At 51.8% G+C, this 15,405-nt stretch carries 10 protein-coding genes; all 10 read right to left on the bottom strand.

The window, feature by feature from the left end; translation table 11 throughout:
- Nucleotides 1-2 precede the first annotated feature (2 nt).
- Entirely contained in the window at nucleotides 3-890 is an 888-nt protein-coding gene (locus M3194_RS06610) for a carbohydrate ABC transporter permease (RefSeq protein ID WP_251652642.1), read from the bottom strand.
- A complete protein-coding gene (locus M3194_RS06605) occupies nucleotides 887-3,088 on the bottom strand; it encodes a DUF5696 domain-containing protein (RefSeq protein WP_251652641.1) in 2,202 nt (733 codons plus the stop codon). The genes M3194_RS06610 and M3194_RS06605 overlap by 4 nt, the downstream gene beginning before the upstream one ends.
- A complete protein-coding gene (locus tag M3194_RS06600) occupies nucleotides 3,081-5,141 on the bottom strand; it encodes a YIP1 family protein (protein WP_251652640.1) in 2,061 nt (686 codons plus the stop codon). The genes M3194_RS06605 and M3194_RS06600 overlap by 8 nt, the downstream gene beginning before the upstream one ends.
- Nucleotides 5,142-5,162: 21 nt before the next feature.
- On the bottom strand, nucleotides 5,163-6,029 hold the full coding sequence (locus M3194_RS06595) for a carbohydrate ABC transporter permease (RefSeq protein ID WP_251652639.1): 867 nt from the start codon (nucleotides 6,027-6,029) through the stop codon (nucleotides 5,163-5,165).
- Nucleotides 6,030-6,031: 2 nt separating this feature from the next.
- The gene (locus M3194_RS06590) at nucleotides 6,032-7,024 is read right to left on the bottom strand and encodes a carbohydrate ABC transporter permease (RefSeq protein ID WP_251652638.1); all 993 of its coding nucleotides are present in this window, start codon (nucleotides 7,022-7,024) and stop codon (nucleotides 6,032-6,034) included.
- The gene (locus M3194_RS06585) at nucleotides 7,021-9,957 is read right to left on the bottom strand and encodes an extracellular solute-binding protein (protein WP_251652637.1); all 2,937 of its coding nucleotides are present in this window, start codon (nucleotides 9,955-9,957) and stop codon (nucleotides 7,021-7,023) included. Before M3194_RS06585 ends, M3194_RS06590 begins: the two co-directional genes overlap by 4 nt.
- Nucleotides 9,954-11,087: an ABC transporter ATP-binding protein gene (locus M3194_RS06580; RefSeq protein WP_251652636.1), complete on the bottom strand. Its 1,134-nt coding sequence runs from the start codon at nucleotides 11,085-11,087 to the stop codon at nucleotides 9,954-9,956. Before M3194_RS06580 ends, M3194_RS06585 begins: the two co-directional genes overlap by 4 nt.
- A gap of 120 nt (nucleotides 11,088-11,207) precedes the next feature.
- Nucleotides 11,208-12,215: a LacI family DNA-binding transcriptional regulator gene (locus M3194_RS06575; RefSeq protein WP_251652635.1), complete on the bottom strand. Its 1,008-nt coding sequence runs from the start codon at nucleotides 12,213-12,215 to the stop codon at nucleotides 11,208-11,210.
- Nucleotides 12,216-12,238: 23 nt separating this feature from the next.
- Complete coding sequence (locus M3194_RS06570) at nucleotides 12,239-13,972, bottom strand: alpha-1,3-galactosidase-related protein (RefSeq protein WP_251652634.1); 1,734 nt, start codon at nucleotides 13,970-13,972, stop codon at nucleotides 12,239-12,241.
- 286 nt (nucleotides 13,973-14,258) lie between these two features.
- The gene (locus M3194_RS06565) at nucleotides 14,259-15,272 is read right to left on the bottom strand and encodes a LacI family DNA-binding transcriptional regulator (RefSeq protein WP_251652633.1); all 1,014 of its coding nucleotides are present in this window, start codon (nucleotides 15,270-15,272) and stop codon (nucleotides 14,259-14,261) included.
- Between the last annotated feature and the right edge of the window lie 133 nt (nucleotides 15,273-15,405).

Genomic DNA, 15,405 nt, shown 5'->3' with positions numbered 1-15,405 from the left:
CTCTAGGCCCTCCTCGCCTTATTGGAGCTGTTAAGGAACAGCATAATGAGTGCAATCAGAATCATAATGAAGATAAAGTAGAGCCAAGCAATGGCGCTTGCGTAACCGTAACCGGTTGAAATGTTGAACATGTTCGATTTGATCTGTTCCATAATGGGATTAAACGGAAAAGTGAACAGATCGACCATCGTATAGAGCAGGTTCAAGGCGATGAACGGCTTGACGCCAGGCAGCGTGATTTTCCAGAAGCTGGTCCACGGCGATGCCCCGTCGATGCGAACGGCTTCGTAGATCGATTTGGAAATCGTCTGGAAGCCCGCGATAAAGATAAGGATCTGCACCCCCGACGACCATAGGATCAGGATCATCATGCCAAGAATGTTCAGCAGCGGATCCGCGAGCGATTTGCTGAAATTCTCGGTGACGTAAGTATCGATTCCGTACTGCGCGATAAAAGGTACGTCTCCCGCTCCCTGCTGAAACAGTTCCGTCAGCACTTGGCCGGTAGAGAAGATAACCGGCAAGAAGAAGATGGCCCGGAAGAGAAAGCGTCCGGGAAACTGCTGATTAAGCAGAAGGGAGACGCACAGCGAGAAAATGATGATGATCGGAATCATAAAAATCATCTGCTGCATAAAGACAAGAAGCTGGATCGTAAATTCGTTATCCTTGAATAACGCATCCTTGAAGTTCTGCATGCCGATGTAGGAATACTTGAATCCGGTGCCGGACAAGCTGACTTTCTGAAAGGCCAGATACAGCGACCAGCCAATCGGAAAGGCCATAAACACGGCGAATCCGATCATCCAGGGCAGCATAAACAAATAGCCCGCTCCGTAACTTCTCCACTTATAGGCTAACTTGGCCATTCCCTTCGCCCGGGCGTTCATCGGCTCACCTCCCCTTCCACGTCGAATCGTCCGTTATTGTAGTCGACCGTCACGCGGACGCCATTGCCGTACTCCGTCACGTAAACGCCGGCCTCGCTCTCATAATGATCCGTAATCGGCTGATTATCGAAGGAAGCCATTCTTTTCATGTCCGCATATTCCCCAAGCGCCTGCTTCTTCCACTGCTCGTACCGGCTGCTGAAAATACCGTACGTGGTCGTATCGAGTAACGTACGGCTTGACTCCGCCGTCAGCATGAAGGTTGGCACGGCACCGTACTCAATCCCCTTCAGCCTTTCCGCCTCCGTGGAGTTGCGCAGGTTGCCCGGCGCCATGGTATAGCTAATACTGCCGTGCAGGGCAATCGGCATGAATGGAACCATCTCGTCAACCATGTAGAAATGGTTCGTATCCCCGGGTATCCCATTGATGTGGTCGATATGGCCAAAGGAATAGGAATTGCCGAGATATACGCCGCCAAACCCCAGTTCCTTGCGTGTCATATCCAGGATCGAGTTATAAATAAGAGCCGTATCGTCACGCGTATACTTGTAATTCGGATTGTAGTCGCGGGTAACAAAGCTCCCCAGCTCCTCGTACAGCACGCCGTCGACGCCGACAGCTTTCGCTTCATGTACCAGCTTCTTCGCCAAATGGTAGGTCACATTAGGGGTTAGAATAAAATCGCTGTCAAAGAGCAGAACGTCGCCTTCGGCCGAACGAACGCCAAAGTTCTTTGGAGACAAGTCGTCGGTCTCGGAATCGGCCTCAACAAAATCAACATTCAGCACGATCTCATAGCCGAGCTCATGCGCCTTGTTCACAAGCGCCCTCAAACCGGCCTTGCCGCCAAGCTTTTTCTCGACATCAAAAGGATCCGTATTATGAAGCCTGCCGTGGCTTTGCCAGCCATCGAGCGTGATGCGCGCATGCTCTACGCCGGACTGCTTCAAATCCTTCATGATTTCCTCGGCCTGAACGAAAGTAGTAGCTGCTTCGTAGTCGTTATTGTATCGGTTCGAGTTGCCGCAAATAATCATCAGCTCAAAGGGCACATGGCCATCAGCTTTCTGAAGCGGCTGAAGCTTGCCCTCCGATGTCAATTCTTCGCGATACCGCTTGGCCATCCCCACATAATCCGCTTCTTTGCCTGTCAGGAAGGAATACTCAATCTCCCCGTCGAGCGGTGTCCGCTCCTCCTCGAAGACTCTTGTGGCTTTACCGCCCAGGCTAAGACGGCGGTCATACTCCTCGCGGTAAACGAATTTGGCGTTAATGGAATTAAACGAGCTGGCCACCCCAGAAGGCAATGCGCGTATCGCCGCCTTTGTTGCTCCTGCCTTGATCACGGCCAGGAAGGCTTCTTCTCCTTTTTTCATGCCAAATACCGGAAGGGAAGGATACACGGCCGTCGAGTCAAAATTCGATGATTTAGTCGTAATCTCGGGCCCGTAAACGGGCTGATTATAACCTTTGCCGATAAGCTGGCGGCTGCGCGGGAAATGCATAAGCGCACCCGGGCCGTCCGGAACAAAGAGATAACCCGTTTCATCCGTTCCGGCCGCCCCGAAGAACGGCAGCACTTCGATAGACACGATGCGGTTATTTCCGCTTTCTTCAAATTCGCTGTCCGGAATCGCAACTTGCAATCCATTTTCGGTTAGCGTGTAGATCAAGCTGAACTTGATTTGAAGCTGGGCCAGATCATATTGGACGGCTATGCCGTCCTTCTGCTTCGTGACCGTCCATTTCGTACCCGAACCAAGAGCGTTCGCTACCTTCCGCTGGATGGAAGCCTGCTCGTAATATTCCAGGATAAACGGCGATTGCAGGTTCGTGCGCAGATCGCCCGCTACCGTTTCCTTGGCCAGCGCGGATGGACTCGGATTGCTGCTCCATTCCTGACCGCTTTGGAGATTCTTCACTCTTATTTGCCCCGTCGACTGCTGGAACTCAAGAGCGTAACCGGCATTGCGCGCCGCTTCGGCAAAGCCCCCTCCATTCACGCCATCCGCCTGCCACACCTTACCCGCAAGCACGGCTGCAGCTTGAGGCTTTCGCATATCGATACCGGTCTTATCCGTCAAGGAGCTATCCAGCTGGCTTCTTGCATAAAGCACGATCCCTGCTGCAGCGACGAGAATGACGGCTGTGAGAAGGACTTTCCGTCGTGGTCTGAAGTTAATTAAGCTACCCAAGGAAAGCGACCTCCTTATACAGCTGATAAATGAAATCCGACAGGTTAAACGTCAAGCCTGCGCTGATGACGACAAACAGCCAGATGATCCCGATTGTGCCGACCGTGATGGCCGAGTTTTTGAAATTTTCAATAAAATCGAAGTTGTGAATGACCTGCGAGCTGACAAAGAACAGCAGCACCACCCACAGCCACATGATGCTCGTTATGGAGGAGACAAGAATGCCTTCTTCCAGAACGAGGATATTGGTAAGCAAGATAACCGGAACGGAGAGCAGCGCATAGGGCAGCAAGGCAAACACGCTGGCTTGCAGCACTTCCCGGAAACGCCCTTCCCCATCCTTGACCGTGCTGACCAAATAGTTGGCAATCACCCAGGTGAACACGGGAACAAAGAAAATGAGAAGCTCTGTCCAAGGCTGAATTCGCCGCAGATCAACCGGATTGAAAATATACCCGCTCCCGTACATGGATGCTAGCTTCACACCCGTGACAAGCAGCAAGATAATCAGCAGGCTCCAGTAGGAAACGTTCCTTCCTTTGATCCGGTAAAATCCTTCATAAGGATGCAGCATCGTATATCCGCAATCCCGCAAATCCCGCGTAATTCCCTTCAAGGCCTCGGGAGTGCGGACGAGATAATAATGAATCAATCTCCTGATCCCGAAGCGGTAGGCGAGCCAGAGGCCGGCCATTGCCGCAACCAGGTAACCAAAATTCCGCTCGAGCCAATCCATCCGGTAGGTCCAGAACGCCTCGGAGTAGCCTTCTACGTCATAAGAGATTTTGAAATCCCGCATAGCTTCAACGACGCGTCCTTCCTTCTGGGCGGCTTCGCCCAGCCCTAGATACGTCAGGTTGATCGTCTCGTTGAGCATGCTCACCTTGCGCCAGTTGTCCGCGCCTTTCTCGTAGTCACCCATGTAATAGTCGGACGCCGCATCGAGAATGGCTTTGCCAAACGCGGTCCGGTCGTAAGCCTGGAGCATGTTCAAATCCGAATCGAGCACCCAGAGCCGGTCCTTCGAATCGATCCCGATACTGGCGGGATAAGAGAGCACCCCGCGCCGTTCCGATTGCTTCCGGACACTCCCGAATGTAAACAGCTCCAAGCCCTGCGGGCTGAATACGGAGATCATGCTGTCAATGTCCTCATCTCCCGTTACTTTGCGGTCCAGGACATAATAGAAGTCCCGCGTGTCGGCAGCAATATCAACGATCTGGTCGGATCCCGTAATGACCCCCGAGTCGCTCAGCCGGTTTTGCCCTCCGGCGGTCAGCTTCTTCACCTGGTCGGCAGTGACGCCAAGCGTCGCCGTAAACAAGAAGCCTGAATGGTCGAGCGTGATATTGCTGAGTTCCTGAGGCAGCTTCCTGCTCTCTTGCGCCATCTGCTCCTCCGTGAAGATTGCTTTCTTGATTCGGTCCAGCAGCGTCACGCTAGCTTTATTTCCGCCCAGAAACCCCGTGAATTCCCCGTACTTGTCGATTCGGACAAGGCCCTGATAGGAGCCCTTCGAGACGATATACATCATGCCCCGGGCATCAACAACGATCTTGACCGGAACGAAATAGAAGGATTTGGGCACCAGCGAATTAACCGGCTTCTGGAACTCCTTCACGAATTTCCCCTGAGCGTCAAACACCGCAATCCGGCGGTTGCCCGTATCGGCGACATACATCTCGCCTTCCGACGTGACGAACACGCCTTCCGGCGCGTTAAGGGCGCTTTTGCCTTCCTGCCCTCCTATTTCGCGAAGAAAATGACCCTCTCTGTCAAACACGACAATGCGATTATTTCCCGTATCCGCTACGAAGAGCTGATCGTTCCCGTCGATATACAGATCGCTGGGACCGCTTAGAGAAAACTTGCCCTCATTTGCAACGCTCATCCCCGTCGCGTAGATATCCTGCATATAGTACAATCTGTTGCTTGCGCCGCCGGTACCGTGATCAAGATAGAACGTATAATAAGGCTCCCTTGCGGAGGCGCTATTCGGAAACAACAACGCCAGCAAGAGCATAAGCCCTAATAACGGCATGTATTTACGCATATGAAACCCTCTTCTCTGGCTTTATTTCACGCCGGAATGGACCATCGTCTCCATAATCCGCTTTTGCGCGAACAGGAAGATCATGAGATTCGGCAGAAACATGAGCAGTCCCGCCGCGGCAGCCATGCCTTGGCCGGCCACCGTATTATTGGCGCCGCTCGTGAGCGTCGTAATATAGTAAGGCAGCGTCTTCATCGTCTCGTCCTGCATGAAGAGAGTCGAAGCCTGCCCGTCGCTCCATACGCTCTGAAACGTAATGATGGCGATTGTCGCCAGCGCAGGCATCGCAAGCGGCATAACGATCTGCAGGAAGATGCGGACCTCCGATGCTCCGTCCACCTTGGCCGCCTCCACGAGCTCATTAGGAATCTGGTCAACGAACTGCTTCATTAGAAACACGGCAACGGGCGATGCAATAAACGGCAGGATATGCCCGAAGTAGGTGTTATTAATCTGCAGCCAGCTGATGATCAGATACCGGGGAATGGCCACAGTCTCCGGCGCGAACATGAGAGACAGCATGATCATGGCCATAACCGCTTTCTTGAGGCCAAACCGGTATTTGGACAATACGTAAGCTGCCATGGAACAAGAAACGATAACGGCAAAGAGCGAGATGGAAGTAACGATGATGCTGTTAAACAAATAACGCGAGAAAGGTACTATGCTTGCCGAGGAGCGCAGGAAGAGATCATAGAAGTTGGATAACGTCGGCTCCTTGACCAGAAAGGTCGGAGGAAACTGGAACAGCTCGTTATAAGGCTTGAATGCGTGATTGATAATGAACACGATTGGCAGCGCGAGGAACGCTGCCAGCAGCAGCAGGCTGGCGAGCAGCGCAACTTCGAACAGCGTCAACCGACGGATCTGATTGAACAGCGCTTGCATGTCTACTCACCATCCTTCGGGTTAAATAGCTTGTAGCTGATCTTAAGGGCCGCATAAGACATCAGGAGCAGAACCACCGATACCATGGACGCGTAACCAAGCTCGAAGCGGATAAACGCATAATCATCGATATGATTAAGAATCAGATGGCCGGAGTATTGCGGCGTAATCGGCAGCCCGGTCAGCTGCACCGAGATAGCGCCGGCCTTCAAAGTGCCTACGATGGCCATCACGGCACTAAACAGCATTTGCGGCTTCATCGACGGAATGGTGATGTAATACACCTCTTGCAGCCTGCTGGAGATGCCGTCGATTTTGCCCGCCTCATACAACTCCTTGTTCACGGTGTCCAGCCCGGCGAGCAAGGACAGGAATCCGACGCCAAAGCTCATCCAGATCGTGACGATAATCATGATCGTCAGCAGATATTTCGGATCCTGAAGCCACAGAACGGGCTTGGAGATCATGCCGAATTTCATCATAAAGTTATTGATATAACCAACATAGTCACCGCTGAACGCCGCCTGCCAGACAACGGTAAGCGCCACGCCGCCCGCTAGGGACGGTGCATAAACGGCAAGCGTCACGATGTCGCGGATCGACTTCGGCAGCTGATAAATCAGCCAAGCGATGAAGAAGCTCAGCGCATAGCCGCAAGGCCCTACAAAAAAGGCGAATTTAAGCGTGTTCGGCAAGGCGTATTTCATAAAGACCGTATCTTGCGTAAGTAGGGCAATAAAATTGTCAAAGCCTATGAATTTGGGAGCGTTAAAGGCGTCGTAGGAGGTGAGACTCATGAGCAGCGCCAGGGCAACCGGCACGAGAATGAAAGCAATGAAGCTGATCAGGAAAGGCGCAAGAAACAGATAGGCCAGCCTTTCCTTCCAGGCTCTCACGAGCATTCCCTTGATATCCGGCGCAAAACGCATCCTGCTCTTCTTCGTTTGCTTCGCTTCCGTGCCCGGAACCGCCCGAACGATTGTCACATCTTTCATGGCTCTACCGTCCTCCAATCGTAGGGCTTATCAATAACAGGGATGCTGAGATCATAATTGTCGTCCAGATTTAGATTTTGCTGCTTGCGGGCCATTTCGCGTTCCAGGTCAAGGAACGATTTGTCCAGCGACTCCTTCGGCGGAACCTTCTCGACAACGGTCCGGTTCCAGGCAAAATCCATTTCCCTGCCCAGGTAATAGCCGCCGGGAAGCATCGGAATATTAAGGGTCCAGCGGTTCTGTTCCTCGATTGCGGATATGTCCGCCGAAGGCCAGGGCATCTCCGCCAGCGATTGCATGTTCGCCGTGTTCCAGCGGTATTCGGGACCGTTGAAGGATTCAATGTTCCTGCCGTATTCCAGCTGAACTTCCTTCGACGTCCACCATTTGAGGAACGTCCACGCTTCATCCTTCTTCACGCTCTTGACTAGAATCATGGCCGCCTGCATGTTGTTTGGCGCCCATCGCGCAACCTGGCCATCCGACTGCCGGATGCCCGGCATCGCCGCGACTCCCCAGTCGCCTCTAATCTCCGGCGCGGAGACGAGCAGCTGAATGTACGTATTGAAATCGGCTACGCCAATTGGCATATCTCCGCGTTTGAAGTGATTAAAGAAGGATGGCACTTCACGAGGCAGATCATATTTGCTGAATAAATCCGTCCACATGGCAAAGGCCTTGTAAGCCTCTTCCGTATCAAAGCCCGGCTTCAGGCCGTCTTTCGAATAAAGCTCGGCGCCATTCTGAAGGAAGAAAGGAGCATAGTCCTTCGATGGGTAATAGAACGACATCGCATTCTCTTGAAGCGAAGGCAGCAGCTTGCGGACATCCTCCCAAGTCTGCGGCACCTCCGCGCCTAGTCCTTTCAGAACGCTTTTCCGATAATACATCAGATAATAAGATTGCGTTTCCGGCAAAGCGTAGACGCCTTGGTTAAAGGTGAAGGACCGCATGGCGCCGGGATTGAATCGGGATACGGTTTCCTCGTAATCCGGGAATTTGCTTAAATCGGCCGCAGCTTTGCGGATCGCGTAATCCATCGGCATATCCATCGGCACGCCCATGGCCACATCCGGCTGATCATCCCCCGCGTTGCTGAGGAGCAAGGCATTGGGATCCGGCATCAGATTAATGCTTACGTTAATGCCCGTTTGCGGCGTAAAGGACTGGTTCACCATTTCTTGCAGCAGATTCGCGTAATCGCGTCCTCTTGCCACCCAGATCTGCAGGGTTTTTACGTCTTTCTCGCTGCGGGTATCATATTTCAGCTGAAACGTCCGCGCAAAGTTAACCGCCGTATACGGGATCTTGGAAGCCCAGTTCGATTCCTTCAGCTCCGGCTTAGCACCAGGCGCTTTAACAACGAGATAGTCCATGGTCATTCCCTGCTGCGAGAACGAATCCAGCCATGTGCCCAGCCGGGTCTGCAGATCGGTCAGCTTGCCCATCTTCTGCGGGATTTTATCGATATCCGCGACCAGATCGTCCAGCACCTCAATGCCGATGTTAATGGAGCTGGTTGCATCCGTCGTATTCTGATTAAGACCGTTCATATACGTCTCCACCGTCTGCAGCTGGTCTCTGACTCCTGCAAGGCGGGACTCGAGATCCGGAATGTACGAAGCCAAATCCCATGTCCGGTTCGCATCCCCGCCCGCGGCTCCGTAATCGCCAGTCACCTTGCGGATCATCTGCTCCAGCTCGAACATCTCGGAGATCGCGCTTCGAAGCGTTAGAATAGCAGGATCCAGCAGCGAAGCGTCCGCAACAAATCGGATGCTGTGCTTGCCCTTCTCCAGGTAGAACTCGTATGGCTTGCCTTCCTTATCCTGAATCGGGTAAACCGTCAGCTTGCCGTTATAAGGGAATGCGTAATGCAGCATTTCCTTATACGGGGTTTCTCCGTCAATCTGGATCGTACGGTAGATGTTTGATTTGCCTTGAAACCGCTGCGTATATTTCACGTCAAGCTCATACCAGCCCGACTCCGGCACGTCCACTTCCCACTCCGCCCATTGTCCTGCCTTCTGCCACCGGTTGCCGTCGATCGTATTGTAGATGACGCGCCCCTTCGGATCCGGCGATACGTGAGGCTCATTAAAGCTGCCGACCTGAACGGACGGATGGGACTTGCTGGCGTAATGCTCCGCTTCGATAACGGCATACCAGGAGGAGGAGGCCGCCTTGGCATCAGCGTCTTTCTCGTTGTATGCAGGCAGCACCTCGGGAGCAACCAGCCGGATCGCGCCCCATTTCATCGGTTCGTTTAATGCCCGGAAGCGCAGCGTATGCTGTCCCTTCTTCAGGCTGAAACGCAGCGGCTCGGAGGAAATACTGTAATTGCGCAGTCTCTCGGTCTCCCAGCCCTCGATAACCATCTGTGCCGAGCGGATCTCGTTGCCTAGTCCGTCCTTCGCATAGGGACGAGTCTGGTCTTTCCAATGCTTGACCAGCTCGATCGACTTCGCTTCGGCGAAGGGATACTTGCCGTCAACCTGCAGGCCGTAGAAGATGGAGCTTGTGCTATTCTCCTGAAGCGGCTCATATTCCAGCTCCATTTCATACAGATTATCGGCCGGCACATCAACCTTCCATTCGATCCAGCCTTCTCCGTTATCCCAAGATAACGATTGCGAGCCTGCCGTGGAACCGCTTGCAACAGAATGCTTGGCATTGTCGCCGCTCCCCGAATATTCCTTCGGATCTACGTTTACCGGCTGCCCTTCATAATTGCCGGTCCTTGCGGAGGTATAGCCTTTAAGCACTTCATAATAATAAGGACTGCCTTCGCCGTCATTGAAGCCTTCAAGCTTAATGCTCTCCGCGGCGAGAACCGGGAAAACCTTGCTTCCTTCATCAAGCGAACGATAGACATAGAAGAGAACAATCAGAGCCATCAGACTTAAGTACACATATCTCTTCCGGACCTTCATAGCTGCCCCCGCCGGCTGTCCGTACGGAGATTCGCTCCGGTCTCCGCATCGAAGAAATGAGCCTTCTCCATCTGGAATCCGATCTCGACGTTGGATTTTAACTGGAAGTTATCCTCCGAATTGTCGATTCGGGCCACCACGCTTGTTTCTCCGAAGTTCAGATACAAATACGTGTCTGCGCCCATATGCTCCTTAATATCGATTAAAGCGCTTACTTTATTGTCATTCGCCTGCAGCCATGCCGAGTCGCTGACGAGATGCTCGGGACGAATGCCAAGTATGACATTGCGCATCGAAGGAGCTTCGCGAAGCTCCGCGTAGAAGCTCTCTGGAATGCGGAGCCTCACCCGCCTGTTATCGAAATAAAGGCGCCCCTCGCTTTCTTTAATGCTGCCCGCCATAAAATTCATGGCCGGCGATCCAATAAAGCCTGCTACGAATTGATTGGCCGGATGCTGATAGATTCGCTGAGGCGTGTCTGCCTGCTGGATCACGCCGTCCTTCATGACGACAATTCGCGTTCCCATCGTCATCGCTTCCGTCTGGTCATGCGTTACGTAGACGGTCGTTGTTCCAAGCTCCTGGTGCAGCCGGATCAGCTCCGCCCGGGTCTGCGCGCGCAGCTTGGCATCCAGATTGGACAGCGGTTCATCCATCAGGAACACCTTAGGCTCCCGCACGATGGCCCTGCCAAGCGCTACCCGCTGCTTCTGCCCGCCCGACAATTGATTAGGCTTCTTGTCCAGGTAGTTCGTAATTTCGAGAATCCGGGCCGCCTTCTTCACCCGCATGTCGATCTCATGCTTGGCCGTCTTCCTTAGCTTTAGCCCAAGGGCCATATTCTCGTAGATGGTAAGGTTAGGATAAAGCGCGTAGTTCTGGAACACCATCGCAATATCCCGGTCCTTCGGGGAGACGTAGTTGATGAAACGGTCTCCGATATAAATCTCTCCGTCCGATATATCCTCAAGACCCGAGAGCATTCGTAAAGTTGTCGTTTTCCCGCAGCCTGACGGTCCGACAAGGACAAGGAACTCGCCGTCCTCGATATCCAAGTTAAAGTCATTAACGGAAGGTTTCTTCTCTGAACGATAGGTTTTGAACACATGACGGAATGATACGCTAGCCATAAGATCCCACCTTCAACCCGAAACTGTTTACAAAAATATACTATAATTTTCAGGTAAAATTGTCAATAAGTTTTAGTTAAATTAAATCTATATTTATACTTTAATAAACCGCTTACATTTTTATAAGGACTCTCGAACGACAAAATCCGTTTGGAAGATATGGTGAAGCGTGTATTCATGCTCCCCCTTTGTCTTCGACAGTGCCGCCTTAACCGAATGAACGCCGATCTGAAACGCCGGCACGCTGATTGTGGTCAGTCCCGGCGATACATAACTGGCCACCTCGATATTGTCGAATCCGACGATCTTGACATGATCCGGCACGGAGACGCCCATCATCTGAAAGGCGCTAAGAGCGCCAATGGCAATCGCGTCACTAGCGGCGAAGAACACCTCCGGCAGCCTGTAGCCCTTATTGATCCATTTCACTACGGCTGCCCTTGCCTTCTCCATGTCGTACTCATCCAGCTCCACGATTGATTCCGGATCATAATTCCTCCCCATCAACAGATGAAGATCCTTGTAAGCCTCGAAGCGCGCCTGCGAGCTGGGGCCGATGAAGCCGATTTGGTCAAACCGGTTAAAAATCGCGGTTCTCAGCCAATAAAGCGTGTCTGCGTAGAAATTAACGCCAACGTAATCAATATCATCGGGCAGCAGCTCCTGCTCGATGCCGGCCACAACCACATGAATGTTGTTTTGTCTCAGCAGCGAGAAATATTCATCGTCCGAGCTCGCGACCCAGATGACCGCCGTCACTTCCATTTCGAGCAGCTTGTCGCTTAGAGACCTTGGCGTATACAGGCTCAGATTAAGACAGGAGAACGCCATCGTCACGCCAAGCCGGAACGCTTCCTTCTCAATCCCTTGAATAATCTGATGCGTATACGTTCCGGATAACGCGTAATTCGGCATCCCGATAACATAAGCCAGCTTATACGCGGGTAACCCGCCAGACGAACCGTTCTTATCCATTCGCCTCGCCTTGTACCCCATTTCTTCCACCAGTGACCAGATGAGTGCCTGGGTTTCCTCGCTGCATACGCTCGTATCGTTGTAATTGACCACTTTGGAAATGGTCGTAACCGATACGTTCGCCTTCTTTGCTATGTCTTTTAGTCTAACCATCGTTCCACCCCAAGCCTTCAAAATTACTCCTTCCCGGCAGCAAGCGGCTGCTGTATCTCCTTGCCGTTAATCCGGCTGACCAGTACGCCGCCCTCGCAGCGGTTGCCTGAGACCTCTACATCGCTGCAAGCCTTCAAATCAATCACATAAGGAAGATTATCCGTTTGCGGATACCTGCGGCTGAGCTCAACCTGATTGTCCGCAAAGCGCAAACCAGCAACGGATTGACCCGATACGAGCACCGGATGAAAGGTTCTGAACAGATTGCGTTCGATCACGATTTCTTCGTGGTAGCGCCCAACAAATAACTCCGGTTGTTCGATCTCGGGGTCGATATCAATCATTCCTTTTCCCCAGAACGGGTAACAATAATTGCAATCCTCGAATACATTCTCCCTGATCGTGACGCTTCGGACCGCTCCTGATTCGAACCAATAGTTCGCGTCGCCCGATATTTTGATTGCAGCGCCCGGCGTGCTTACGATATTGCCTTCAAACAGCACATGACCCGGCGTTGTAATAAGAAAGCCTCTGGCGCGGTTTGCCTTGGCCACGCACCCTCGCACGTGAAGATCGGGAATCCGCGTCAGATTCTCGAGCCCGTCACCTCCGTTGATCGTTGAAGGAAGCGGCGTTTCCAGTTCAAGGAGCATATATTCGGCGTTAATCGCACGTACAGCCTTCACCTGCGATTCGAAATAAGGCAGCAGGGAGTCGTTTCTCACTAGACGAACCTGATCGCCTTGACTAAATATTCGAATTCCTCTCTGCTGAGGATGTACAAGCCTGCACAGCAGCTCTTCGCCCTGGCGTTCGGCAATCTGAGCGTAAATGCTATGAACGTTGCAAGGATCATCCATTTGGTTCTCGAACAAGCAGTTTTCGAGCTTGATCTTCCCTTCACAATTGACGAAATGCGTGGCGTCTGCCGAAGCGCTGAATAAGCGGTCTGAATGAGGACGAGGCGTAACATTAAAAGCGCGAAGATGCAGATCTTTCGAATTTTGCGCGATAAAGCCCATGCCGATGCAGGCATGAAGGTCGACATCGGAGACAAGGATGTTACGGCTGTCATTGACGAAGATGCCCGGACAGTCCCGATAACCGGATTGAAGCAGGACAACGTCCCCGCTATCAGGCGAGTAATGAGTAAATCCGCTGTAACGAACGCGGCGGTCACCGCTCTCTTCCACGCGGCCTTTATCGTAATAACCCCACATCAGAATATCCCCTGATCCTTGCTTTGGAGCTTTGGTCTTCGGATCCATCACGATAATCCCTTTCACCGGCTCCTTCCAGCCCTCGCCTACCGCAATCAGCTTGCCTCCGCTGACTTCATACGGGTATTCTTCCGGTATGCAGACCTCGAAGCCCGATTCATCCGAATGCACGACCGTACCTTGCGAAATGGTAGACCGCGCATAATCGATCGTAAAGCGCGTAAGCGTGATATCCGAGCTATGATCGATGGCAAACGGCGTCGTAAATCCATGCATCATAAAGGTGGAGCCTTGCCCGTCAATCGTAAAGCCGTTCATCTGAAGCAGGGGAAAAGCAATTCTTCTTGTTTTCTCCTGATCGTGGTTGGAAATATAATACTGGCGTTCGAACGCCAGATCAGGCCAGAAGTGATACGTCCCTTCCGGGAATACCAGCGTGGCGCCAGGAATGTCCCTGCAATAATCAATGGCCCGAAGAACGGCCAGCGTTGCATCTCCTCCCCCGTCAGGCTGCAAACCAAACGCTTCCACAGACACTAACAAATACATCTCCCCGTTTCTAATAAATCTAGCAAGTCAAAATAATCATCCATCTACAACCGAACAGGAAATTGTAGTTTATCGCCCCACATTTATACTATCATTTAAACTTTAACACTTCAATATTTGATCTAAAATTTTAGTTTAAATTAAACCACCTATTAAAGCAGAAAAAGGCCTTCAGATAAATGACTAATCTGAAGGCCTTTTTGGATTATACTTTAATTAAACGAGAAACCGCCGCTTCCGGGTCGAAGCGGCGGTTTCTTCTGCTCCAATCATTCTATAACGATTGACGTTCGATATACTGCGTCGGGAATAAATAACGAACGGCGAAATCGCGCTCGCCGCGAAGTCTCGACAACGCGGCTTGCACCGCCATTACTCCAATCTTGTACGTCGGCACCTCGATTGTGGTCAGCTCGGGCACGAAGTAGCTGGCCATCTCGATATTATCGAATCCGAGGACGCGAACCTGGTCGGGAATCTGAATCCCTTGACTCTTGAGAACGGTCATTGCGCCAAGCGCGATGGAATCGCAGGCTGCAAAGATGGCTTCAGGCAGCTTGCCTTCCCGGGTCATATAGTCCTGCATAACCGTCTTCGCCTCTTCGATCGTCCATCCTTCAAGTTCAAGGATATACTCCTCTTGAACCGGCTTGTCCAATATCCCGTGCGCATCAACAAAAGCCTGGTAGCGCGATAATTCCTTCGGTCCGATATAGCCGACACGTTCAAATTGGTTAACGAAACGCGTCTTCATCCAGCGGAGCGTCTCCGCGTAGAAATCAATCCCTACATAATCAACGTCTTCGGGATAATAGCCCGGCTCAATACCCGCGATCGTAATCTTGATACCAAGCCGCTCCATGACCTCGAAGTACGCTTCGCTTGTGCCGGCCACCCAGATCACCGCCTCAACGCTCGCAGCAACAAGCTTCTCGCCCAGCATTTCGGGCGTATACAGATCCAGGTTCAGACAAGTAAACGTAATGTCCGCCCCTCTGCGGATAGCTTCTGATTCAATTCCTTTAATAATCGCATAGCTGTATGATTGCTGCATCACATAGGAAGCGGTTCCAAGAACATAAGCAATCGTAAACGTACGATCGGGCTTTTTCTGTTCTTGTTTATTGTTGACCCGCTTCTTGACTTTGTATCCCATAGAATCCACGAGCGACCAGATCAACTTCTGCATCTCTTCGCTGCACACGCTCGTATCATTATAGTTCACGACTCTTGATACCGTCGTTACGGATACATTTGCTTTTTTGGCTATTTCGCTTAGCGTGACCATAGCAAACCTCCGGATTTTTATCGTTTAATCTAATCTTTTAAGTATAATCGTATTATGCATTTTTAACAATCGTTGCCCATGGAATAGCGAATATCATGTAAAATCCTCGTACCGAGAAGATAAAAAAACCGCG

Origin of the sequence: Paenibacillus glycanilyticus (genome assembly GCF_023715145.1) — a bacterium.
Classification (GTDB): Bacteria; Bacillota; Bacilli; order Paenibacillales; family Paenibacillaceae; genus Pristimantibacillus; species Pristimantibacillus glycanilyticus_A.
This window is presented reverse-complemented; position numbering and strand designations above follow the sequence as displayed.